The following is a 22,070-nucleotide window of genomic DNA, read 5'->3' as shown; positions in this document are numbered from 1 at the left end:
GTGGGGAAATTCAGTCGGGCAGAGTGATCCATTTGGGCAGGTATGACATAGTATAAAGCGCTCGTAATTACTTTTTCCCGGCATATCCAGGGGGCGCAGTGGTAGCGCTGTCCTCCCCGCACACGACGGAATCCGTGTCCCGAAAAGGGCTGCCCGCGAACCAGCTCGCGGCCGCAGGCGCCCGGAAATTCGTGCGCGCGCTGCTCACCGAACGGGCGGCCGCACCCTCCGCCACGGCAGGACCCGGCGCGGCGGCGATCAACGCGGAGCTCATCCACGACGCCGTCCTGCTCACCAGCGAACTGGTCACCAATGCCGTGATGTACGCCGGTACCGAGATCGATGTGACCTGCCGGCTGGAGCACGACCAGGCCTCCCCCGACGGCGACGGGGAGCACCGCCCGGCCAAGCTGGGCCTGGTGATGGAGGTCTCCGACCGCCACCCCGCCCGGCGCGTCCGCGGTGGGGTGGATGCCCGCACCGGAGAGCCGGGATACGGCCTGCAGCTGGTGAGCGCGCTGGCGGAGTCGTGGGGCGTGACCTACCGCAAGTCGGTGAAGACCGTGTGGTTCCGGCTGGAGGCCACCGAGGGCGAGCCCGGAACGGTCGCCTCCACGTTCCGGCCCGAGGCACGGGCCGCCGAGCCTGCGGTGCGTCCGGCGGCCCAGCCCGCTGCCCCGCGCCGCCGCCCGCACGGGTACGCCGCCGAGTGGGCGGACCGCGGCGGTCCGTCTTTCCTCGCCGAGACCAGCGAACTGCTGGCCGGGCAGCTCGACCAGGACATGGTCACCGCGCTCGCCGCCCAGCTGCTGGTGCCCCGGCTCGCTGACTGGTGCGCGATCTGGCTGACCACCGAGGGCGGCCGGATGCAGCTGTCCCGGGTCTGGCATGTCGATGAGCGGCGGATCGCCCCGCTCCGCGCCGACCTGGAGCTGGACCCGCCGGCCGACCTTATCCGCAGCGCCGGTACCCCCTGGCCCTGGCCGGAATGCGCCGGCGCGTCCTCCTCGGGCGGGTCCGCGCTGGCCTTCCCCCTGGTCGCCCGGGACACCGACCAGGGGATGCTGCTGCTCGGCCGGGCGGGGCACCTCCAGATGACCGACACCGTGGTGCGGATGGTCGAGGATGTGGCGCGCCGGGTCGCACAGGCCGTGTACACCGCCCGGCAGTACACCCGGCAGACCACGATCAGCCTGGCGCTCCAGCGACGGCAGCTGCCCGCGACGCTCGCCAGCATCCCCGGCGTCGACACCGCGATCGTCTACGAGCCGCACGGCGAGGGCCAGACCGTCGGCGGTGACTTCTACGACGTCTTCCCGATGGGCGACCGCCGCTGGTGTTTCCTGCTCGGGGATGTACAGGGCAAGGACCCGGAGGCGATGTCCGTCACCGGTCTGGCCCGCCACCTGGTGCGGCTGTTGGCCCGCGAGGGCCATGGCGTCGAGTCGGTGCTCGGCAGGCTGAACCTCGCCATGGCCGAGGAGAGCGCGGAGGCGGTGGAGCTGGGCGGCGAACAGGCCAGCTCCCGCTTCCTGAGCCTGCTGTACGGCGAGCTGGAGGTCGACCCGGGCGCACCCGGAGCCCGCTGCACGGTCGCCACCGCCGGCCATCCGCCGCCGCTGCACATGTTCGTCGACGGCACCGTCGAGGCGGCCTCCGAACCCCAGATGCTGCTCGGCATCGACGGGGGCACCGAATTCCAGGCCAGCACCTTCGCCCTCGCCCCGGGCGAGACGCTGCTGTGCGTGACCGACGGTGTCACCGAACGCCGTTGCGGAAACTGGCAGTTGGACGACAACGACGGTCTGATCGAGGTGGTGCGGGACGGTATGGGGCTGGGGGCCAAGGCCCTGGCCGAGCACGTACGGCGTGCCGCGCACGACTTCGGTACCGGCCCGGTCGAGGACGATCTGTCGGTGCTGGTCCTCCAGGCGGTGACCCCGGTGGCCGATCGGCGCCCGTGAGCAGCCGGCCGGGCCGCCGGTGTCCGGCGGTCAGCGCCGTGGCATCAGATCCCGCCGCCGGCCTGGGTGACCACCGGCCTTCCGCCACCGGAGATCACGCCCCCGCCCAGCCCGCCGACGGGGTCGAACTGCCCGCCGAACAGCGGGCGGCCGAGGGAAGGGCCGTCGCCGGAAGCCCGCGGGGCCGGTGCGGTGGTGGGCGCCGCCTGAGCGGTGCCGCAGGCGAGGACGCTGACACCGCCCAGGGCGGCAATGACGAGGCAACGACCGAGGTGGGGGCGCATATGACGCTCCTGTCAGGAGAGGAACCGGGAAACCGGATGATCGTCAGCGTGCTGCTCCGTCCGGATACGGCACAAGCAACGTGCCGTAAGGGCCATCCCTCCGGGTGAACGGCGGCTGCTCGTGCTTTGACCTGGGAGAACATTTGACCTGGGAGAACAAGGGACGGCCTTTCCCGGCGGGGCGGCGGCGCCGGCGAACCGTCGTGCAGGCGCACTGCCCGGGGCGGGGCCGTGGGTGCTCCCCAGCCGTTCGCGGCCGTCCACGCCCGGCCGGGACGGCTCACCCGGACTGTGCCGTGGCCCGTACCCCGAAGTGCACATACCGGGAGCCGTCCGCCAGGGCGTAGAACACCACCGGTATCCAGCCGTCCTTCTCGTTGCGGCGCCCGGCGAACACTGTCTTCGACGGGGCGTCCGAGACCGGGACGAGGTTCCAGAAGAGCGGCTCGAAGGTGTCCTTGAGGCCGTCGGCGCCCTCGTACTTCACCCGCAGCACCCCTTCCCCGGCGGGCCGGTCGGTGACGGTCATCAGGAACCCCTCGCGGCGGTAGCTGCCGACGAACGGCGCCGGGTCCACGGCTGGTTCCTCCGCTGCCGGCCCGAACTCCGGCATGCCCACCCCGGCGAGCTCGGCGGTCAGTTCACGGCAGAGCGTCTCGAAGGCCTTCGGCGCGGCGGCCCCGCCGTTGGTCAGCAGGGCGACGGCTATCCCTGCCTCCGGGAGGGCGCGCAGATAGGCCAGCTGCCCGAAGGTGCTGCCGTCATGGCCGAATCCGCGTACCCCGTCCCACTCGAACAGGCCCCAGCCCAGGCCCCAATGGGCGCCGAGGGACCACTGGTCGGGCATCTCGACCTGGCGGCTGAGCATCGCCTCGACGGTCTCGGCCGCGAGCACCTGGCTCCCGTCCGGCGTCCTGCCGCCGTCGACGAAGAGCCGGGCGAACCGCGCCACGTCGCCCGCCGTGGCACAGATCCCGCCGTACGGACCCGCCGAGCGGGGCAGCATGTTCCACAACGGAGTGGGGACGGGGTCCTCGCCCGGCTCGCCCATGTGTCCCATCGCCGCACGGAACCGGAGCACCTCCTCGGGCAGCGTCATCGTGTGCGCGAGGCCGAGCGGGACACAGAGCATCTCCTTGAGCGCCTCGTCCCAGGTCCGCCCCGTCACCACCTCGACGATCCGGCCGAGGATGTTGTACGCGGTGCTGGAGTACGACATCGTCGCGCCGGGCGGGTTGGTCAGGCCCACGTCCCTGACGCCCTCCACATAGCGCGCCAGGCAGTCGTCGCCGCGACCGGTGTCACTCACGAAGTCGCCCTCGATACCGCTGGTGTGGTTGAGCAACTGCCGGGGTGTGACGGTCTTCGTGGCCTCCGCGTCGGCGACGGCGAAGTCCGGCAGGACGTCCGTGACCGGTGCGTCCAGGTCCAGCTTTCCGGCGTGGGCGAGCAGCACCACGAGGGTGGCGGTGTAGCCCTTGCTGATCGAGCCGATCTGGAACACCGAGTCCGTGCTCACCGCCACCCGGGTCCCGGTGTGCAGCACTCCGCTCGCGAGTTCGTGGACCGCGCCGTCGGAGACCACGGCCAGGGCGGCGCCCGGCACATGATGCGCCGCCAGGAGCTCGTCGAGCCTCGCCTGCCAGCGGGCGGAGTCGAACGCCGGAGCGTCAACTCCCGCACCGCGCAGCGGACTTCCGGCCTTGGTCGCTTCCTGCTTCAGGTACTCCGACATGGGCGTCTCCATGGTTTCGGACGAGGCACACTCGAACGCTGTGCGCTACTCCGAACACTGTACGGACTTCCGAGCGGTGTGCGCAAGCACGCACGATGTACGACCTGGAGCTAGGGTGTCCGCCGAGGAGAGGAGGCCGGATGCCGGTCGACAAGAAGCAGCCGATCCCGTCGGTGTGGACGCGCCCGCAGCGCCGCAAGCGGGAGCAGCCCGCGCTGAGCCGGAGCCAGATCGTGGCGGAGGCCGTCCGGCTGCTCGACGAGGAGGGGATCGACGCCCTGAGCCTGCGGCGCCTCGGCACCCGTCTGAATGCCGGGGCCACGTCCTTCTACTCCCACGTGACCAACAAGGACGAGCTGATCGAACTGGTCGTGGACGAGGTCTACGGCGAGATCGAGGTGCCGGACGCCGACGGCCGGGAGGGCTGGCGCGGCGCCGCCGGCGGCTGCGCCGACAGCCTGCGGGCGGCGATCCTGCGGCACCCGTGGATGGCATCCGTGCTCGGCGGCGTGGGCGCGGCGTACCTCGGTCCGAACATGATGCGGATCTCCGAGGCCATGATCGGCATGTTCCGCACGGCGGGCTTCCCCGCGGACGAGGCCGATGCCGCCGTGAGCACCCTGACCGCGTACGTCATCGGCATGGCCGTCAGCGAGGCCGCCTGGCTGACGCTGCTCGCCCGCGGCGGCGAGAGCGAACAGGAGTGGATGGAGCTCCTGTTGCCGGCCGCCGAGGAGGCGGCCCAGGGGCACCCCCAATTGCAGGAGCAGTACGCCGCCCTACGGGAAAAGGACCCCCGCGAGACGCGCGACGCCAAATTCGCCTACGGCCTTCAGCGGGTGCTCGACGGGCTGGCGGTCCGTATCGACCGTACGGGCGGATAGCCCGGCGGCACCCCTGGGGCCGCCCCGGCCCCGGGACCCGGCCCCGCTCCTGGCCATATGCCGCCTGAGCGGGCAAGAACACACCTCTGGGGGCGTGACATACCGACTGGTATGCGTTGACAATCTCAGCACCATTACCCGCCCGTATAAAGCGGAGGCACCCGGTGCTCAGCACGATGCAGGACGTACCGCTCACCGTCTCGCGAATCCTGGCCCACGGGTCGACGGTTCACGGGGAATCGCAGGTCATCACCTGGACCGAGGGGGATCCGCACCGGCGCACCTTCGCCGAGATCGGCCGCCGGGCCGCACAGCTGGCCCATGCGCTGCGCGACGAGCTGTCCGTGGCCGACGAGGAACGGGTCGGCACGCTCATGTGGAACAACGCGGAGCACATGGAGGCCTATCTCGCGATCCCCTCCATGGGGGCGGTGCTGCACACGCTCAATCTGCGGCTGCCCGCCGAGCAGCTGGTGTGGATCATCAACCACGCCGAGGACCGGGTCGTGCTCGTCAACGGCACGCTGCTGCCGCTGCTGGCCCCGTTGCTCCCGCAGCTGCCGAAGCTCCGCCACATCGTCGTCGTGGGCCCCGGCGACCTGTCGGTCCTCGGCGGCGCGCAGGCCCGGGTGCACGACTACGAAGCGCTGATCGCCGAACGCCCGGAGAGCTACGCCTGGCCGGAGATCGACGAGCGGGAGGCCGCCGCGCTCTGTTACACCTCCGGGACCACCGGCGACCCCAAGGGCGTCCTCTACAGCCACCGCTCGCTGTACCTGCACTCGATGCAGGTCAACACCGCCGAGGCGTTCGCGCTCAGCTCACGCGACCTCACCCTGCCGGTCGTGCCGATGTTCCACGTCAACGCCTGGGGTCTGCCGCACGCCGCGTTCATGGCCGGTGCCTCGCTGCTGATGCCGGACCGTTTCCTGCAGCCCGCGCCGCTCGCCGAGATGATCGAGACCCTGCGGCCCACCATCGGCGCCGCCGTGCCCACCATCTGGCAGGGCCTGCTCGCCGAACTGGACGCCAAGCAGAGGGATGTCGCCTGTCTGCACACGGTCGTCATCGGCGGCTCCGCCTGCCCGCCCGCCCTGATGCGCGGCTTCGAGGAGCGGCACGGCATCCGCGTCGTACACGCCTGGGGCATGACCGAGACCTCCCCGCTCGGCAGCGTCGCCCACCCGCCGGCCGGCGTCAGCGGCGACGAGGAGTGGAACTACCGCGCCACCCAGGGCCGCTTCCCCGCCTCCGTCGAGGCACGGCTGATCGGCCCCAACGGCGAGCGCCTTCCGTGCGACGGCCGGGCCGCGGGCGAGCTGGAGGTCCGCGGCCCGTGGATCGCGGGCGCCTACTACGGCGGCGCGCAGGGCGAACCGCTGCGCCCCGAGGACAAGTTCAGCCCCGACGGCTGGCTGCGCACCGGTGATGTCGGCACCATCACCCCGAACGGCTTCCTCACACTGACCGACCGCGCCAAGGACGTCATCAAGTCCGGCGGCGAATGGATCTCCTCGGTCGAGCTGGAGAACCATCTGATGGCGCACCCGCATGTCGCGGAGGCCGCGGTGGTCGCCGTACCGGACGACAAGTGGGGCGAGCGGCCGCTGGCGACGGTGGTGCTCAACCAGGGCGCGACCATCGGCTACGAGGAGCTGAAGGCGTTCCTCGGCGAGCGGATCGCCCGCTGGCAGCTGCCGGAGCGGTGGGCGGTGATCCCGGCGGTGCCCAAGACGAGCGTGGGCAAATTCGACAAGAAGGTGCTCCGCAAGCAGTACGCGGAGGGCGAGCTGGACGTGACGCTGCTCGCGTAGGGGGTGTCTCCCTTAGGACATCCCCTGGTGGGGCCCGTAGGACATCCCCTGGTGGGGCCCGGCGGTCCGGGCTCCACCAGGGGTCAGTTCGTGCCGATCTTGGCGAGCAGGTCGACGATCCGGGCCTGCACCTCGGCGCTCGTGGAGCGCTCCGCCAGGAAGAGCACCGTCTCGCCGGCCGCCAGCCGGGGCAGCTGCGCCGGGTCCATGTCGGCGGAGGTGTAGACGACCAGCGGCGTGTGGTCGAGCAGCCCGTTGGCGCGCAGCCAGTCGACGATGCCGGCCCGGCGGCGCCGCACCTGCATCAGATCCATCACGACCAGGTTCGGCCGCATCTGCGTCGCGAGGGTGACCGCGTCGGTGTCCCCGCCGGCCCGTGCGACCTGCATCCCCCGCCGCTCCAGCGACATGGTCAGGGCACCCGCGATGTCGTCGTTCTGCTCGATCAGCAGCACCCGCGCCGGGTGCTGCTCGCTGTCGCGCGGGGCCAGCGCCTTGAGGAGCACGGCCGGGTCGGCGCCGTACGCGGCCTCCCGGGTGGCCTGCCCCAGACCGGCGGTGACCAGCACCGGGACCTCGGCCGCTCCCGCCGCCTGGCGCAGCGACTGCAGCGCGGTGCGGGTGATCGGCCCCGTCAGCGGGTCGACGAAGAGCGCCGCCGGGTACGCGGCGATCTGGGCGTCCACCTCCTCGCGGGAGTTGACGATCACCGGGCGGTAGCCACGGTCGCTCAGCGCCTGTTGAGTGGCGACATCCGGCGCCGGCCAGACCAGCAGCCGGCGCGGATTGTCCAGCGGCTCCGGCGGCAGCTCGTCGTCCATCGGCATCGGCTGGCGGTCCATCACCTCTATGGCGCCGTTCGGGCCGTCCAGCGGCTCGGGGCCCTCACTGCCCTCATCGGGCGCGGAGATCGCAAAGGCCCGGCCCTCGCTGGCATCCATCAGATGCGGCGGGGGCTGGGGCGGGGACTGCGGCGGGGCCGGGGCCTGCTGCGGCTGCGGCTGCGGTGCACCGGGGTGCGGACGCGCCTCGCCGGGCGCGGGCTCGGCGGCCGTCGCGCGCTGCCCCTCCTGCGGGGGCGCGGCAAGCTTACGGCGGCGGCCCGAACCGGCGGACGTGCCGCCGGGCGGGGTGCTGCCGGGCGGCACCGGCGGGCGCTGCTGATCGGCGATCTGCTGGGCGAACGGCACGCCCTGACCGAGCGTCCGCACGCTGAACGCCCGCCCCTGGGAGTGCCCCGCGGCATGCCCGTCGTCCTCGGCGGCCGGCGGCAGCGGCTGACGGTGCGCCGCGGCGGCGGGCCGGTCCTGCGGAGGCACGGGCAGCGGGCCCGCGGCCTCTTCGGCGGGGCTGGGGCGGCCCCGCCGACGGCCGGTGGGAGTCTGGGGGCTCTGGGGTTCTTGAGGTGCGACGGGAGTGGGGGACGGCTGCGGTGCGTCGGGCGTCCGGGGTGCACCGGCGTCCGGCGCGGGGGCGATCCCGGACGCCGTGCCGCCGACCGTGCCCGTCGCCTCGGCCGGTTCGGTGGGCTGCGCCACGAGCCCCTCCGGGCCCGCGACAAAGGTGCCGGACGACTCGGAATCGGCCATCGCGGCCGCCGCGCGCTCCTCGGCCGCGGCCCGTCTGGCCCGCCGTCTGCCGGTCGGCTCGGCGTCCCATGTCCCTTGTGGCGCACCGGAGTTGGCGGACGCTTCGAGCTCGTGCCCCGGCTGCCCGGCGGGCAGCGCCGCCTCCGGGCCACCGGCCACCGGCCGACGCGCCCGACGGCGTCCCGTACCGGCGGCCTCCTGCGGACCGGTCGACTGCGCGGGCACCTGGTCGGCGGTCGCGGCCAGCGCCGGCACCGACGATTCCGGGGTCCGGTCCGCGGCGGCGGGCGGCAGCGCGAAGGCGGTACGCGGACCGGCCGACTGCTGCGCCCCGGAGGCCGCCGACGCCCGGTCCCGCTCACCCGGGGCGGTCCGCTCGGGCGCCTCGGCCAGCGCCCGGCGCGCCCGCCGGCCGCCCGTCTGGACGGGTCCGAGACCCTGGGGCCCCGGGGCCGGCGCCTGGCCGGGGGCAGTGGCCTGCCCCGGAACGTGCGGCCGGCCCGGCGCCGGAGTCTGCTCCGGAGCCGGGCTCTGACCTGGAATCTGCGGGCTCGCCGGTGCGGGGGCCGATGCGGAGGCCGGCACCGGCCCGTTGGCCGGCGGCGTCGCGGGCCCCTGCGGACCGGCCGCCGGCCCCCGGCCCTGCGTGCCCGCCGCGGGGACCGGCTGCTGCTCCGGAGCCCCGCTCGCCCCCGAGGGGAGCGCGGGCAGTCCGCCGCCCTCCGAGGTCCCCTGCCGGGCCCGGCGCCGTCCTGACGGCGGTACGGCCTCGGCCCCCGCCATACCGGGCGGCAGCCCCCTGCCGTCCGTGGCCGGGCCGCCCTGGGCACCGCGTGCGGCGTCACCGTGCTGGGGGTGCGCCCCCGGGGTGCCGCCGTCCACCGCTCCCGGGCCCGCCGCACCCTGCGTGCCGTCGCCGGCGGCACCGTGCGGAACACCGGCTTCGGGGCCGCCCGGATGCGCGCCCTGCTCCGCACCCGAGTGCCGCGCCCGCCGCCGGCCGGTCGGCTGGGCCCCACCCGCCTGGTCCGGCACCGCCGCGCCGTGCTCGCCACCACCGCCGCCGAGCGGCTCACCGGACCCGCCGGTACCGCCCCCGCCGCCGGAGGGGCCCTCGCCGCCCTCGTGTCCCTCGTCGTCCGGCCCCTGGGAGCCGCTGCCCGGGTCCGCCGCATTGCCCTGGGTGCCGCGCGCACGCGCCGCCGGTACCGGCATCACCGTGGTCTCATTGCCGGTCGGCACGTCCGCCCCGGCCGTCGCACCGTCCGGGGACGTGCCGTCCGCCGCCACCGGCAGCTCCAGCACATACGAGCTGCCGCCCGCGCCGGGCCCGCCGCCGGGCACCTCATGCGTCTGCATCAGCCCGCCGTGCTGCCGCACGATGCCGCGGACGATCGGCTCATGGACCGGGTCGCCGCCACCGAACGGGCCGCGCACCTCGATCCGTACGACATCACCGCGCTTGGCCGCCGCCACCACGATCGTCGAATCGCCGGGGACCGGCCCCGAACGCCCGCCCGCGGCGGCCTCACCGGCCGGCATCCGGCCCGTCGAGTCCACCCCCGCGACATCCGCGATCAGATGCGACAGCGCCTGAGCGATCCGCTCCGCGTCGACCGTCGCCTCTATCGGCGGCGCATGCACCGCGAACTGCGCCCGGCCCGGACCGATCAGCTCGATCGCGCCCTCCACACCCGCCGCGACGACACCGTCCAGCGAAACCTTCGTGCGGTTGAGCTTCTCCTTGCCGGCGTCCAGCCGCTGATAGCTCAGCACGTTGTCCACCAGCGTCGTCATCCGGGCGTGCCCGGCCGCGAGGTGGTGCAGGATCTGGTTCGCCTCGGGCCAGAGCTGGCCCGCCGGGTCGGACGCGAGCGTGCCCAGCTCGCCCTTCAGCTCCTCCAGCGGCCCGCGCAGCGCCTGGTCGAGGACGGCCAGCAGCTGGGTGTGCCGGGCCGCCAGCGCGTCGAAGGCCCGGCGGTCGGTGAAGGTCATCACCGCGCCGACGAGCTGATCGCCGTCCCGCACCGGCGCCGTCGTCAGATCGACGGACACCGCCCGTCCGTCCTTCGCCCACAGCGCCTGCCCGCGCACCCGGTGCTTGCGCCCCGACTTGAGGGTGTCGGCCAGCGGGGTGTCCTCCCACGGCAGCGGTGAGCCGTCAGCCCGCGAGTGGTGGATCAGCGGATGCAGCTCCTTGCCGCCCAGCTCGCTCGCCCGGAACCCCAGGATCTGCGCCGCGGACGGATTGACGAGCACGACCTTGCCCTCGGCATCGACCCCGACCACACCCTCGGCCGCGGCCCGCAGAATCATCTCGGTCTGCCGCTGCTGGCGGGCCAGCTCGGTCTCGGTGTCCAGCGTCCCGGTCAGATCCCGGACGACGAGCATCAGCAGCTCATTGCCCGTATAGCCATTGCGGTGATCGGCGTACGCGGCCTCGAAGGCCGACTCGTACGGGGTGCGGCCGTCCTCGAGATTGGCACTGGTCACCTCGACCAGCAGCTCGGTCCCGTCCGTACGCCGCGCGACCATCCGCGTCGGCTTCGTCCGGCCCTCTGCCGTCTCCTCGTCCCGGCGCCGCATGGACCCCGGGATGCGCTTGGAGTCGAAGGACGGCAGCAGATCGAGCAGCCCGCGCCCCACCAGGGCCGTGCCCGGCGCCTCGAAGGTCTCCAGCGCGATGGTGTTGGCGTTGACGACCGTGCCGTTGCAGTTGACGAGCAACAGCGCGTCGGGGAGGGCGTCGAGTATGGCTGCGAGGCGAGCAGCGCCTCGGGATGGCCTGCTGCTCACGACGACGCTTCCTCCCTGTTACCGCACCTTGCCGACCCACCGTGGCAGGTCGCTGGAATGGAGTCTACGGGCACTTGCCCGGGACGCGGAGGCGGATGACGAGGAGGTAATGCCACGGCCCTGTGCGACTCGCCGCACGCCCGACATGTGCCCCATCGTCCTGACCTGGCCCGCTACTACGGCATGAACCGGGTCATGAACTCGTCGAAGGGAGCAGGGGTTCGAAGCTGCTCCAGCGGCTGATCTCACACCCATTGGTGCGTCGGAAGTCCGCGTTGACGGGGCGCCCCGCCCAGGTCCCGGTGACATGGGCGGTGGCCGGGCCCCCGTAAATCATCGTGCAGTTCACGCCCTGCGGCACGGGGGCGAAGGGGTCCCGGCCCCACCGCGTCATCCCGTCCAGCTTCTTGCAGGCCTTCTTGGCGTTGGGGTGGTTGCCGCGTGCGGGGTGGCAGTACAGCTCGAAGGTGCCGTCGGTGGCCGCCGAGCCGGTGCCGCGGACGGTGAGCGTGAGGTGATCGACGGAGGAGAGGTCCGGGGCCGGGGCGCCCTGGCGGGTCGGCGGGCGGTGGCTGGCGGGGGCGGGCTGAGCGGCGGGGCCACGTTGCCCGGCCGGGGCGTCGTTGCCTGCCGGGCCGGGCTGTGTGGCGGGGGCGTGGTGGCCTGCCGGCGCGGGCCGGGCGGCTGAGGCGTGGTGGCCCGCTGGGCTGGGTTGGGCGGCCGGGGCGTGGTTGCCGACGCCGGTGATGCCGTCGCCGGACCGGACGTGCGGCAGCGGGATCGGGGCGGCCGACGCGGCGGGCGCCGCCAGGGCCAGCGCGGTGGCGGCGGAGACGACGGACACGGCGGCGGTGGTGGCAGCGGCGGCGGAGAGACGGGCCACGGCCGTGGTGGCGGAGGTGGCAGGGGTGTCCAAGAGGCGGTTCACGGCCGTGCTGGCGGCGGTGGTGGAGAGACGGGCTACGGCCGTGCTGGCGGCGGTGGCGGCCGCGGTGAAGAGGGACGACGTCCGGCGGTACGGCATCACAGGCTCCAGAGGCGAGTGCGGGGCGGTACGCGGTACGTACACGCCGGGGGCGCACGACAACGCATGCCGTCGCGGCCCCGACACCTCTAACGCGCCGCCGCCCCCGACGTTGCGCTGCAGGAACGTCTTTGCCGGGTGGCCCACGCGCCTAGTACCGTAGGGGGCGATTGGTGACAGCCCTTGAGGCTGTGCCATTATCTGGACACGCCACAGCGTGCATGCGCGCGTGGGGTGTGTGGAGGCGTCGCCTAGTCCGGTCTATGGCGCCGCACTGCTAATGCGGTTTGGGGTTTACCCCCCATCGAGGGTTCAAATCCCTCCGCCTCCGCTCCTCTTCGTTCAGGCCCCGGTCTCCACCAGACCGGGGCCTGAACGCTTTCCGGGGTTCTGCCGGTGTGCGCCATCTGGTCCCTTGCTGGGGGCGGGGCAGCGGTCGGGCGGCTGGGTGGTGTGGGCGAGTGGCGGCGGGGCGATTGAGCTTCCCGATGATCCGGTGATCCGGTGTCTGGTCCCAGGCTCGGTGATCCGGTGTCCGGCACCAGGCCCGAAGATCTGGTGTCCGGCGCCAGGCTCGGGGATCTGGTGTCCGGTGTCCGGTGTCCGGTCCCAGGCTCGGCGACCCGGCGGCTAGCCCCACGCCTGGCGGCTGGCCCCACGCCCGGCGGCCGGCCCCACGCCCGGCGGCCTGCTCAGCCCTCGGTGTCGGTGCCACCTGGCCCCACGCCCTCCGCACCCCCGCGCCGCCCGGCCCCAGTCCTCGGTGTCGCCTGCCCCCTGTCGCCTGTCCCCGCGCCGCCCGCGCCGCCCGCGCCGCCCGCGCCGGTCACCCGACCGGCCCTCCGCGGTTCACACCGGCGGCACCTTCGCCGGTCACGTCGACGGAGGTACGCACGCCGGGCGGCGCACGGGCGGCGCCGTCCGCCGGACCGCGCGCCGACTGGCCGGGAAGCCACCGAACTCAACCGCGACGTCGCCGACGACCTGATCTACCACCACTCCCGCCACGTCAACCTCCTCGGCGCCCGCCACGGCCGCCACCACGGCTTGGACGTCGACCCGGAGCTGCTCTACGCGGGAGCCCTCTTCCACGACCTCGGCCTCCCCGGGAAGTTCCGCACCTCTCAGCTTCGCTTCGAGCTGGACGGCGCCGATGAGGCCCGCACCTGACCTCAGAAGTGGCGCGCGTCACAGCCGGCGACGAATTCGGCGTCGCGAAATCGGCTGCGACACCCTCCCCACGGAAACCCGCGACGCCATCGTCGCCACCCACCCGCGCCCCGACTTCAACCGCCGGATCCTCCACGCCTTCCACGCCGGCCTGACCCACCGCCCCCGGATCACGTTCGGCAATGTGAAGACCGATGCCCTGGACCGCTCCGAAGAGGGCTACACCCGCCCGAACTTCGTCCGGATCATCGAGGGCTTCCCCTGGCCCGAGTGCCCCCGAAACCCCCGCCACAAGGGCGTTTCCCCAGGTCAGAGGTGCTACGGGCAATGGATTTCGCCTCACGGCGCAGGTCATGTAATGTTGTTCCCGCAACGCCGACCGGCAAGAAAAACCGCCGGAAAGCCAAGCGCTCGTAGCTTAACGGATAGAGCATCTGACTACGGATCAGAAGGTTGCAGGTTCGAATCCTGCCGAGCGCACAGCAGGTCAAAGCCCCCGCCGGGTAATCCGGACGGGGGCTTTGTCGTGGCGTACAGCAGCGAAGTACAGCAACCGGGTCAGCCGGTGCCACCCATCGCTTCGGAGAGCTTGCCCAGGGCCGAGCGGACCTCTTCCTCACTCGCCTCGGCATAGACCTCCCTCGTCATCGCGATCTGCGAGTGCCGCAGGATGCGCTGAGCCACCTTGGGGTGCACGCCGAGGGCGACCAGGAGCGAGCTGCAGGTGTGCCGGGTGTTCCGCAGCGGAATGACCCCGAGGCCGGCGCGGCGGGCACGGAGAGCGAACATCCGCGTCAGGTTCCCCGGCTCGATCGGGGTGCCGTACTTCGTCGTGAAGACCAGCCCGTGACTGTCCTGCCAGAGATCACCGGACGCTTTCCGGTCCCCGATCTGCTGAGCGTGTCGCATCCGGAGGGCTTTGAGGCAGAGCGCCGGCAGTGGCAGGAAGTCGTCCGACTCCTCGGTCTTGGTCTCCCGGTGGAGGATCTGACGCCCCGCCCGCTGGATCTGGTGTTCTACGTACAGCTCGCCCGCCTCGAAGTCGATCGACTTCCAGGTGAGGCCCAGCACCTCCCCGCGGCGGAGCCCGAGGCACAGCACGAGGACCCATGCCGCGAACAGGGGATCTTCGTGGGCAGCCCCGTCAGCGAGGAACTTGCCGGCCTCGGCGACCGGCCACGGCTTGATGCGGCGGCGACGCGGCTTGGGCACCTTCACCAGGGAGGCCACCGTTCTTCCCGATCTCCTCTTCCTTGTTGGCCAGTTCCTGAAGACGGTCACCTCTACAGCTCAGCGGCTAGTAGGGCCCCGGCCCGGCTGGAGGTTGGTTTCGGCTCTCACCGTTGGGTGGCGGGAACCCGTGCGGCGCGAGCGGCACATGTGCGGTGCCTGGTGCGGTGGCAGGTGGCCACGAGATTGGCGATACGCCTCCGCGGTTAGCGTGCCGACGGCGACAATGAAGCCCTTGCTGGTGCGGCTACCGGGGGGCGACTCATGGTCGAACAGGTGTTAGCGATCCTCACGCAGATGGCGAGCGGAACAGCCGCAGTGGTCGGGGCCGAGGTGGGCCAGACCGTGTCGACGATCGTGCGCGATCGCCTCGGGACGACCGATCGGGGCCGTACGGCGATCAGCACCGTCGACACCAGCCCCACCGACCCGGCGGCCGTCGCGGAACTGAGGAACGTGATCGAGGCGGAGGTGGCCGCTGACCCGCAATTCGCCGAGCGGATTGCCCTGGCTCTGGTTGGTCCTCCGCCCGCGTCCGAGCCACGCATCAATGCGGGCATCTCGTTCGCCAACAGCCCGGTACGGGGCCGGCCCATCATCTCCATGGCGGGTGTGAGCATCAGCAATACCCGCAATGTCCGTTTCTCCCTGCTCGCCGCGGCTCTCGTGCTGGTCGCGCTGGTGGCCCTGGGGCTCTATGGCGGGGTGCGGCTCTTCAACGGCGACGGTTCCCTCGAACAGGGCGGAGCCGGGTCCGGAAACTCTGAGATGGCCATCAAGGACGCAGCGCTGGCCAAGAAGATCTTTCCCGGCCTGGACAGCCTGCCGACCGGCTGGAGCGTGCGGGCGGGAAATCCCAAAGAGGTGAAGTGTGGAAAGGGGCGTGCGATGTGCAAGGACTCGCTGCTCGACGTCCAGACTTCCTACACCCCGGGCTTCGACTTCGACCAGGCGCAGATCGAGGTGGTGACCTACAAGAGCGTCGGAGCCGCTACCGCCGGATACGCCGAAATCAAGCGGCAGAACGCGGACTTCGGGTCCACGCCGAAGCCGGTGGCCATGTCGAACGTCGGCGGAGACGAATCCGCCGCGGTCGAATGGGCCAACAGTCCGACGCCCGGTATCACCGAGGCGACCGGCGCGTTCGCGGCGGTCCGGGTGGGGACGGTCGTCATCAATGTCGTCATGCTGGACAACGGCGCCGGCGGTACGGACCTGCGCATCCTCCAATCCTTCGCCGCGACTACGACGGCCCGCGCCCAGCAGGCACAGAACGGTGAGGCTCCCAGTGCCGTCATGACGCACAACTAGCTGTTCTGTCCGGGGTGGTTGTGGACGGTGAGGCCGGTTTCGGCTGCGGGATCTTGAACGGGTGAGGGCCTTCCGGGTTCGGTGTGGATTACGACGTCTACACCGACCGAATGGCCCTCGTGCCCCGTCCACGTGGACATCACGCAGCTTGGCAACGGCTCCTGCTATAAGTCACGACTTCCCCCGAATCTCTTTGTGCCGATTGGTCGCGCCGGCGAATCGAAGCTACATGCGGGAATTTATGGAAGTGCGTCTGGTATGCCTGTTATTCAGATGGCTGTAGGGGGTCGTGCGAATCGAATGGCTGACACGGCGTGGGCGAACTTCGTCGAGCCGGGGCACCCGCATCGACGTAGTTTGCGGCTGTACCGACGTGGGTCGTGACCCTCGTCGATTGCGCTGCCCTGTCCGATCGAGTACGGGGCGATGCCTACCGACAGCCACAGTCGGCGAGGAATCGGCGGGGCTTCTGGTGTTTCTTGTGACGGCAGTGGTTGATGGCAATGCCTCCAGCGGGCGGAGTAAGACGGCTACCGGAACACCGGCCGTGGCGTCGTGGTCCTCCGGCCCGCTGAGGTCACCGTCGCCGGCCGGGGCAGTACGTGTTGTTGGGCGCTGTGTCCACGCTCCTGTGGTTCGGTCGGGAGGCGGCGGGGGGTTTGGGGCCGGGGCCTGAAGAGGGCTTCAGGGCTTCAGGTTGTGTTCAGGTTCGGGGCGGCACTGTGGTGAATGTCGGAAGGGCGCGACAGGGCCCGCCGACGGAACGAAACCGCGACACGATCCGGAGGAACGTCCTCATGAAGGCCACCGCCAAGCGCACGCTCACCCCCCGCGCCGTCGTCCTCGCCACGGCTGCCGCTGTCGCACTGATCGGCGGCACGGGTGCCGCGACCGCCTTCGCGGACGACGACGGCGGCCCGGCCCCGCAGTCCTCGGTCCAGCTCTCCCAGAACGAGCGCCACCTGGACGACACCGCCAAGGACCGCGCGCAGGTCAAGGCCGACAAGATCAGCCAGTCCGAGGCCACCGCCAAGGCTCTCCAGGCCGTCCCCGGCACCGCGACCTCTGCCGAACTCGACAACGCGGACCGCAACGGCTCCCTCATCTGGGAGGTCGACGTCTTCGGCAAGGACCACAAGAGCCACGACGTCACCATCGATGCCGGCAACGGCAAGGTACTGAACAAGCACACCGACCGTGACGACGACGCCGCCCAGGACGCCGCCGAGACCCAGGCTCTGCTCAAGGGCGACAAGATCGGCCACGACAAGGCCACCGACAAGGCCTTGAAGGCGGTGCCCGGCACCGTCGTCTCCTACAGCCTCGACGACAACGACCGCAACGGCTCCACCGTCTGGGAGGTCGACGTCCTCGGCAAGGACCACAAGAGCCACGACGTCACCATCGACGCGGCCAGCGGCAAGGTCCTCAACCAGCACGTCGACCAGGACGACCAGGGCGACAACGACGGCGACGACGGCGACGACGACTGATCAGGGACCAGATGCCTGGCTGAAGCCCGTTACTTCGAGGGTGATGCGACAACAACTTGTCACTGAGCCACCCCCTGAATCCCGCTGATGTCGTCACGCACAGAAGGCCGAAGCCCCCGCCGGGTCATCCGGGCGGGGGCTTCGGCGTGCCGTACGGCAGGGTTGGTAGTGGTCGATCAGGCCTGCGTGTTGGTTGGGCCGGGCGGCTCGGTGGGATTCGGCGTGGTCGAGCCGGGGGCGCCGTCCGTGCAGCAGGAAGGAGGCCGTGCGGGAGGCCAGACGGCTGAGGGGGGTCTTCATCGGTCCTCCGTTCGTAGTGCCCTGTACTTCGAGTACTTCGAGTACTTCGAGGGCACGGAAGGCCGGGCGAGCGTGTAGCGGTCTGAGCCAGACTTGAGGTGCACGGCGGGACTTGCTGATCGCTGGTGGTGCGTGCAGTGGGTCGGGGCGGGGGTGACTGGGTGACCGTGCCTGGCTGGCAGTCAACTTGGCGTTGTGGGTGTGTTCTTGTGCGGTGCCGGGGTGCCGCTGGGTGGTTTCGGGCGGGGCGTCGCGCGGGTCGGGAAGGGGGTGGCCGGGCCTGTGGAAAACCCGGTGGCCGGGGAGGTGCGCTTCTATGATGTGGGCCTGGAGCGGCGGCGACGGAAGGGGCCGGAGCGGGTGGAGGTCAACCTGTCGTTCGGAGGGGGCGCGGCGGATGCCGAGGAGGCCGGGCTCGCGGAGTCGGCGGCGTCCTTGTACCGCTGGCTGGTGGCCGAGCCCGAGCTGCGTGGTCAGGTGGAGGTGTCCCTCGGGCCGAGGCGGCCGGAGCCGGGGCACATGGGCGGGGCGCTGGACATCGTCAATGTCGTGCTCGCCAACAGCATTGCTCTGGGCAGCCTGATCACCGCAGTGGCCACCTGGCGGGGCTCGCGCCCCCGTCCGCCGCAGATCCGGCTTGAACGGGACGGTGTGGTGGTGACCGTGCAGGACGGCTCTCCCGAGACGGTCGAGCGGATTCTGCGGGTCTGGAACGAGAGCGGTGCGCCCGCTCCGGCACCGGCGGACACAGACAGCGAGTAGCCGTGGCCCTCTTGTCGGACCCGGCCCGCTCGGAGGCCGTATTGGTGGGCGTGCATGACTACGTCAACCTGGAGAAGCTGCCCGCGGTCGCCCGGAATCTGGTGGGGCTGCGGAAGGCGCTGACCGATCCCGCGGTGTGGGGGCTGCCTCCCGAGGCGTGCACGGTGCTCTCGCAGCCGAATAGTGCCGGGCAGGTGCTCGACACGGTGCGGGAGCGGGCCCGCACGGCCCGGGACACCCTGCTCGTCTACTACGCCGGGCACGGTCTCACGGACCTGCACACCGACGAGCTCTATCTCGCCCTGCCCGATTCGGACCGCGAACGCGAGTACACCTCGCTGCGGTACGAGTATCTGCGCCGGGCGGTGCTGGATCCGCAGGCGGGTGCCCGGCGGACGGTGGTGATCCTCGACTGCTGTTACAGCGGACGTGCCCTGCTCGGGAAGATGAGCGCCAGCGAGCACATCGCGGACCAGGCCGTTGTCGAGGGGACCTGCCTGCTGACGGCCTCCGCCGAGACCCGGCCGGCGCTGTCCCCGCCCGGGGAGACGTACACGGCGTTCACCGGTGAGCTGATCACGACGCTGACCGAGGGCGTTCCGGACCGGCCGGATCCGCTGGACATGGACACCCTCTACCGGCATCTTCGCGGGCGGCTGGCGAGCAGGTCCCGGCCGGTGCCCCAGCAGCGCAATCGCAATACCGGAGGCCGTATTGCGATCGCCCGCAACCGGGCCGTACCGGAGGGGGCCGTATCGGAGGGGGCCGCCGTGCCGCCGTCCCTGGCCGATGTGGAGAGCCTTGCTTCCCGGCGGAGTGAAGCCGAGAAGCGGATCGCGGAGATGGAGCGGCGCGCGGAGCTGTTACGCGTGGAGACCGAGGTGCTGCGTCAGGAGGCGGAGCGCCGAGCCCTGCAGACGGTGGAGACCGCGCAGCGGCTGGCGAACGCCCTCGCCGCCGCCCCCGACCGGGAGGTCCAGCCGTTCTGGTTCGCCGTCCCGGTATCCCGTCCGCTCATGGGCCAGGACGGCTCCCTGGAGCCGACGGGGGAACTGGTGCCGGGGATCTGGTACCTCGCCGTCGAGCAGCGGGGCAAGGCTCTCGTCGTGCAGACCGAGGACGGTTGTAGGGGGCTGTTGCTCGACGCGGACGGGATCGAGCGCGGGTTCTACGTGGACCACGGGGCGGCCGGGGAGCCGGGCTTCGAGCCGTTCTGGTTCGCGGTCCCGGTGGCCCGCGAGATGCTGAGCGAGGACGGTTCCCCGGAGCCGGTGGCGGAGCTGGCGCCGGGGCTCTGGTACCTCGCCGTCGGGCAGAGCGAAGGGGCCCTCGTGGTGCAGACCGAGGACGGTCGCAGAGGGCTGCTGTTCGAGACGGACGGAATGCAGCACGGGGGCAGCGACGTGGCGGAGAGCCATGCCCGGCAGACCCTGCGCAAGGCCAAACGTCTGGCCGGGGCCGTGGCGGCCTCGCCGGAGCCGGGCTTCCAGCCGTTCTGGTTCGCGGTCCCGGTGGCCCGCGAGATGGTGCGTGAGGACGGCTCCCTGGAGCCGGTGGCGGAGCTGATACCGGGGACCTGGTACCTCGCCGTCGAGCAGCGGGGACCGGCGATCCTCGCGCAGTCCGCGGACGGCCGCCGGGGGTTGCTGCTCGACACCGAGGGAATCCAGCGGGGCTGATCGTCGGTGCTTGGGCGGGCACGGGGCTGATCGTCGGTGCTTGAGTGGGCCCGCACCCCGGAGCGCGGGGGACGCCTGGGTGCCGCGAGTGTGAGCCACTGCGACCGCTGCTGCGGCCGCGACGTCTGGTGGGTGGCTGAGGGGTGCGGGTGCCCCGTGGCAGGGCCCATCGGCAGGGGCGTGCGTCGTCAGCCTGTGACGTCCAAGACGGCGGTCAGGTGGTCGCGGACGTGCTGGGCCGTGCGGAGGGCGTCGAGGTCGGCGACGTCCACGGTGAGGACGTGCCAGGGGGTGGCGGCGAGCAGGCGGTGGGTCAGGGCGGTTTCGTGGCGCAGGTGGGCTACGGCCGAGGGGAAGTCGTGGACGGAGCGGGTCCCAGGGGAGCCGGAGAGCTTGGTGAGATACCAGTTCTCCCAGTCGGGGCCCTCGCGGTCGACGGCGCGCCGGAGTGCGGTCGCGGGGTCGTCCGCCACGTAGACCACGGTCACCCGGGCCGGTTCGACGGCGGTGGCCAACTCGCGCAGGAACCGGGCGATGGCGGGCTCGTCGTGGCCCCAGGCCACCAGGGACGGGACGAAGGGGATCAGGGCGTCGGTGACCAGGACGTCGATACCGGCGGCGCGGGACTCGGTGACGTAGGCGCGGGTGGCGGCGATCAGGGTCTCGGGGCGGACGCTGTGGGCGCCGCCGGCGAACTCCTCGGCCACGGGTCGGAAGGCGGGACGGGTGAGGATGTCGGCCTCCTGGAAGTGGTCGACGGTGGCTCCGGTGCTCCTCATCCAGTCGGCCAGGGAGCGACAGAGGGTCGACTTGCCGACCCCCGGGCTGTTGCCGGCCACCGCAATCAGCTGGGTGCGGCCTTCCGGACGGGTGGGTGCGGTGGGGTCTGTGAGGCGTGTGGGCTGTGTGGGGTGTGTCGACGTCATGGGGTCAGTTTTGCAAGGGCGGGCCAACCACCGTGTGCCAGGCGGTAGTTGGGGGTCGGTGGGGTGACGGTCGGAGAAACGATTAGGCATTGACCGGGGAGTCGCGTAGTGTTCATTTCACCGACGCGGGGTGGAGCAGCTCGGTAGCTCGCTGGGCTCATAACCCAGAGGTCGCAGGTTCAAATCCTGTCCCCGCTACTGACGCCGTAGGCCCAGTGGAATCACTTCCACTGGGCCTACGGCTTTTTGTGCGTGCGGTTCATCCGTGGACCGGTGGCGGCGGGGCCGTGTAGTGGGCGGCCGGGCCGGTGCGCGGCGGGGGCAGCTGGGCCAGGTCGGGGTGGAGGAGCAGCTCGTCGTCGTAGTCGCTGCTGTTCTGGTGGCGGAACGGGAGCGGCTCGGTGGTGGGGAGGGTGCGAAGGCGCTCGCGCAGTCGGGTGGCGGCGGTCGCGTAGGCGGTGGGGGTCATGCGGTCCGCGCCGGGGACCAGGAGGGGCGGGACGACGGAGATCCCGGTGTACCAGAGGGTGCCGTGCTGGAGGGGGAAGAGGAGGTCGTTGAGGTCTCCGTTGACACCGCGCGGGCCGAGGGTGGCGGCGCGGGCGCCCGCGGTGGTGATGACCATGGCGCGCTTGCCGGCGAGTTTGCCGTCGCCGTAGCGCTGGGGGCGGCCGGTGGCGGGGTCGGTGATGCCGAAGGCGAAGCCCTTGACGAAGACCCGGTCGAACCAGCCCTTGAGGATGGCCGGCATTCCGTACCACCAGAGGGGGAACTGGATGATCAAGGTGTCGGCCCAGGCGAGCTTGTGCTGTTCGGCGCGGATGTCGGGGGCCAAGTGGCCGTCTGTGTAGGCGAGTTCCGAGGCCTCGCCGACGAGCAGGCGATCGGCCGGGTCGTGGTCGTAGTCGGCGGCGTCGACCACCGGGTTCCACTTCATGGCGTACAGGTCGGAGACGCGGTGCTGGTGGCCCTGGGCGTCGAGGGCACGGAGACCCTCGGCCTTGAGGGCGCCGCTCAGGGAGCGCTGGTCGGGGTGGGCGAACAGCCAGAGGACCTTCATGCAGTCCACTCTCCGCGGGGGCGGTGCCCCGTACGAGTGGCCCGATGGC

General features: G+C 71.7%; 14 protein-coding genes, 3 tRNA genes and 5 pseudogenes. 14 read left to right on the top strand and 8 right to left on the bottom strand.

All coding sequences use genetic code 11. The features are described from left to right. Positions 1-134 precede the first annotated feature (134 nt). Positions 135-1,964: a SpoIIE family protein phosphatase gene (locus SLV14N_RS19275; RefSeq protein ID WP_259670421.1), complete on the top strand. Its 1,830-nt coding sequence runs from the start codon at positions 135-137 to the stop codon at positions 1,962-1,964. Between the two features lie 44 nt (positions 1,965-2,008). Here SLV14N_RS19275 and SLV14N_RS19270 read toward each other — a convergent pair whose 3' ends face one another. Continuing rightward, the gene (locus SLV14N_RS19270; protein ID WP_208682202.1) at positions 2,009-2,248 is read right to left on the bottom strand and encodes a hypothetical protein; all 240 of its coding nucleotides are present in this window, start codon (positions 2,246-2,248) and stop codon (positions 2,009-2,011) included. A gap of 280 nt (positions 2,249-2,528) precedes the next feature. Further along, positions 2,529-3,983, bottom strand: coding sequence for a serine hydrolase (locus SLV14N_RS19265; RefSeq protein ID WP_263270313.1), 1,455 nt, complete (start codon positions 3,981-3,983; stop codon positions 2,529-2,531). A gap of 140 nt (positions 3,984-4,123) precedes the next feature. Between SLV14N_RS19265 and SLV14N_RS19260 the strand changes: the two genes are divergently transcribed. Then, complete coding sequence (locus SLV14N_RS19260; RefSeq protein WP_263270311.1) at positions 4,124-4,867, top strand: TetR/AcrR family transcriptional regulator; 744 nt, start codon at positions 4,124-4,126, stop codon at positions 4,865-4,867. A gap of 164 nt (positions 4,868-5,031) precedes the next feature. Continuing rightward, positions 5,032-6,681 (top strand): long-chain fatty acid--CoA ligase, encoded by a 1,650-nt coding sequence (locus SLV14N_RS19255; protein WP_263270309.1) that lies wholly within the window; start codon positions 5,032-5,034, stop codon positions 6,679-6,681. 83 nt (positions 6,682-6,764) lie between these two features. Here SLV14N_RS19255 and SLV14N_RS19250 read toward each other — a convergent pair whose 3' ends face one another. Further along, positions 6,765-11,066: a PAS domain-containing protein gene (locus SLV14N_RS19250; RefSeq protein WP_263270307.1), complete on the bottom strand. Its 4,302-nt coding sequence runs from the start codon at positions 11,064-11,066 to the stop codon at positions 6,765-6,767. 193 nt (positions 11,067-11,259) lie between these two features. After that, positions 11,260-12,090, bottom strand: coding sequence for an SSI family serine proteinase inhibitor (locus SLV14N_RS38830; RefSeq protein WP_317633713.1), 831 nt, complete (start codon positions 12,088-12,090; stop codon positions 11,260-11,262). 240 nt (positions 12,091-12,330) lie between these two features. Here SLV14N_RS38830 and SLV14N_RS19240 point away from each other — a divergent pair. From SLV14N_RS19240 to SLV14N_RS19230, 3 genes are all read left to right on the top strand, one after another. Continuing rightward, positions 12,331-12,421 (top strand) — tRNA-Ser (locus SLV14N_RS19240). Positions 12,422-13,137: 716 nt separating this feature from the next. Next, positions 13,138-13,260, top strand: a complete 123-nt coding sequence (locus tag SLV14N_RS38825) for a hypothetical protein (protein ID WP_317633712.1) — start codon at positions 13,138-13,140, stop codon at positions 13,258-13,260. A gap of 407 nt (positions 13,261-13,667) precedes the next feature. After that, positions 13,668-13,740, top strand: a tRNA-Arg gene (locus SLV14N_RS19230). Positions 13,741-13,818: 78 nt separating this feature from the next. Here the strand turns inward: SLV14N_RS19230 and SLV14N_RS19225 are convergent. Beyond that, positions 13,819-14,499: pseudogene (locus tag SLV14N_RS19225) on the bottom strand (site-specific integrase); the annotation flags it as partial. A 255-nt stretch (positions 14,500-14,754) separates the two neighbouring features. Between SLV14N_RS19225 and SLV14N_RS19220 the strand changes: the two are divergent. After that, positions 14,755-15,801 (top strand): hypothetical protein, encoded by a 1,047-nt coding sequence (locus SLV14N_RS19220; protein ID WP_263270304.1) that lies wholly within the window; start codon positions 14,755-14,757, stop codon positions 15,799-15,801. 797 nt (positions 15,802-16,598) lie between these two features. After that, the gene (locus SLV14N_RS19215; RefSeq protein WP_259670418.1) at positions 16,599-17,294 is read left to right on the top strand and encodes a PepSY domain-containing protein; all 696 of its coding nucleotides are present in this window, start codon (positions 16,599-16,601) and stop codon (positions 17,292-17,294) included. A 93-nt stretch (positions 17,295-17,387) separates the two neighbouring features. On the opposite strand, the gene SLV14N_RS19210 is transcribed toward SLV14N_RS19215, so the two are convergent. After that, complete coding sequence (locus SLV14N_RS19210) at positions 17,388-17,594, bottom strand: hypothetical protein (protein ID WP_208682194.1); 207 nt, start codon at positions 17,592-17,594, stop codon at positions 17,388-17,390. A gap of 195 nt (positions 17,595-17,789) precedes the next feature. On the opposite strand from SLV14N_RS19210, the gene SLV14N_RS19205 reads away from it, so the two are divergent. The 5 genes and pseudogenes from SLV14N_RS19205 to SLV14N_RS19185 form a co-directional block, all read left to right on the top strand. Then, entirely contained in the window at positions 17,790-18,356 is a 567-nt protein-coding gene (locus tag SLV14N_RS19205) for a hypothetical protein (RefSeq protein ID WP_259670417.1), read from the top strand. Between the two features lie 2 nt (positions 18,357-18,358). After that, positions 18,359-19,030, top strand: a pseudogene (locus tag SLV14N_RS19200) (caspase domain-containing protein); the annotation flags it as partial. Between the two features lie 306 nt (positions 19,031-19,336). Then, positions 19,337-19,522: pseudogene (locus SLV14N_RS19195) on the top strand (hypothetical protein); the annotation flags it as partial. 24 nt (positions 19,523-19,546) lie between these two features. Further along, a pseudogene (locus SLV14N_RS19190) lies at positions 19,547-19,750 on the top strand (hypothetical protein); the annotation flags it as partial. A 90-nt stretch (positions 19,751-19,840) separates the two neighbouring features. Beyond that, positions 19,841-20,035 (top strand): annotated as a pseudogene (locus tag SLV14N_RS19185) (hypothetical protein); the annotation flags it as partial. Positions 20,036-20,223: 188 nt separating this feature from the next. Here SLV14N_RS19185 and SLV14N_RS19180 read toward each other — a convergent pair. After that, a complete protein-coding gene (locus tag SLV14N_RS19180; protein ID WP_259670416.1) occupies positions 20,224-20,961 on the bottom strand; it encodes a hypothetical protein in 738 nt (245 codons plus the stop codon). A 124-nt stretch (positions 20,962-21,085) separates the two neighbouring features. On the opposite strand from SLV14N_RS19180, the gene SLV14N_RS19175 reads away from it, so the two are divergent. Next, positions 21,086-21,159, top strand: a tRNA-Met gene (locus SLV14N_RS19175). Between the two features lie 61 nt (positions 21,160-21,220). Here SLV14N_RS19175 and SLV14N_RS19170 read toward each other — a convergent pair. Next, positions 21,221-22,021: an NAD(P)H-dependent oxidoreductase gene (locus SLV14N_RS19170; RefSeq protein ID WP_208682192.1), complete on the bottom strand. Its 801-nt coding sequence runs from the start codon at positions 22,019-22,021 to the stop codon at positions 21,221-21,223. Positions 22,022-22,070 lie beyond the last annotated feature (49 nt).

Source organism: Streptomyces sp. Je 1-4 4N24 (assembly GCF_026239515.1).
GTDB lineage: Bacteria > Actinomycetota > Actinomycetes > Streptomycetales > Streptomycetaceae > Streptomyces > Streptomyces nigrescens.
The sequence above is the reverse complement of the archived record's forward strand: the minus strand, read 5'-3'. Positions and strand labels throughout refer to the sequence as shown.

What these genes read in the sequence shown, in the direction of transcription:
- SLV14N_RS19270 (WP_208682202.1), bottom strand. Translation starts at nt 2,248, where the DNA reads ATGCGCCCCCACCTCGGTCGTTGCCTCGTCATTGCCGCCCTGGGCGGT.
- SLV14N_RS19265 (WP_263270313.1), bottom strand. Translation starts at nt 3,983, where the DNA reads ATGTCGGAGTACCTGAAGCAGGAAGCGACCAAGGCCGGAAGTCCGCTG.
- SLV14N_RS19260 (WP_263270311.1), top strand. Translation starts at nt 4,124, where the DNA reads ATGCCGGTCGACAAGAAGCAGCCGATCCCGTCGGTGTGGACGCGCCCG.
- SLV14N_RS38830 (WP_317633713.1), bottom strand. Translation starts at nt 12,090, where the DNA reads ATGCCGTACCGCCGGACGTCGTCCCTCTTCACCGCGGCCGCCACCGCC.
- SLV14N_RS19220 (WP_263270304.1), top strand. Translation starts at nt 14,755, where the DNA reads ATGGTCGAACAGGTGTTAGCGATCCTCACGCAGATGGCGAGCGGAACA.
- SLV14N_RS19215 (WP_259670418.1), top strand. Translation starts at nt 16,599, where the DNA reads ATGAAGGCCACCGCCAAGCGCACGCTCACCCCCCGCGCCGTCGTCCTC.
- SLV14N_RS19210 (WP_208682194.1), bottom strand. Translation starts at nt 17,594, where the DNA reads ATGAAGACCCCCCTCAGCCGTCTGGCCTCCCGCACGGCCTCCTTCCTG.
- SLV14N_RS19180 (WP_259670416.1), bottom strand. Translation starts at nt 20,961, where the DNA reads ATGACGTCGACACACCCCACACAGCCCACACGCCTCACAGACCCCACC.
- SLV14N_RS19170 (WP_208682192.1), bottom strand. Translation starts at nt 22,021, where the DNA reads ATGAAGGTCCTCTGGCTGTTCGCCCACCCCGACCAGCGCTCCCTGAGC.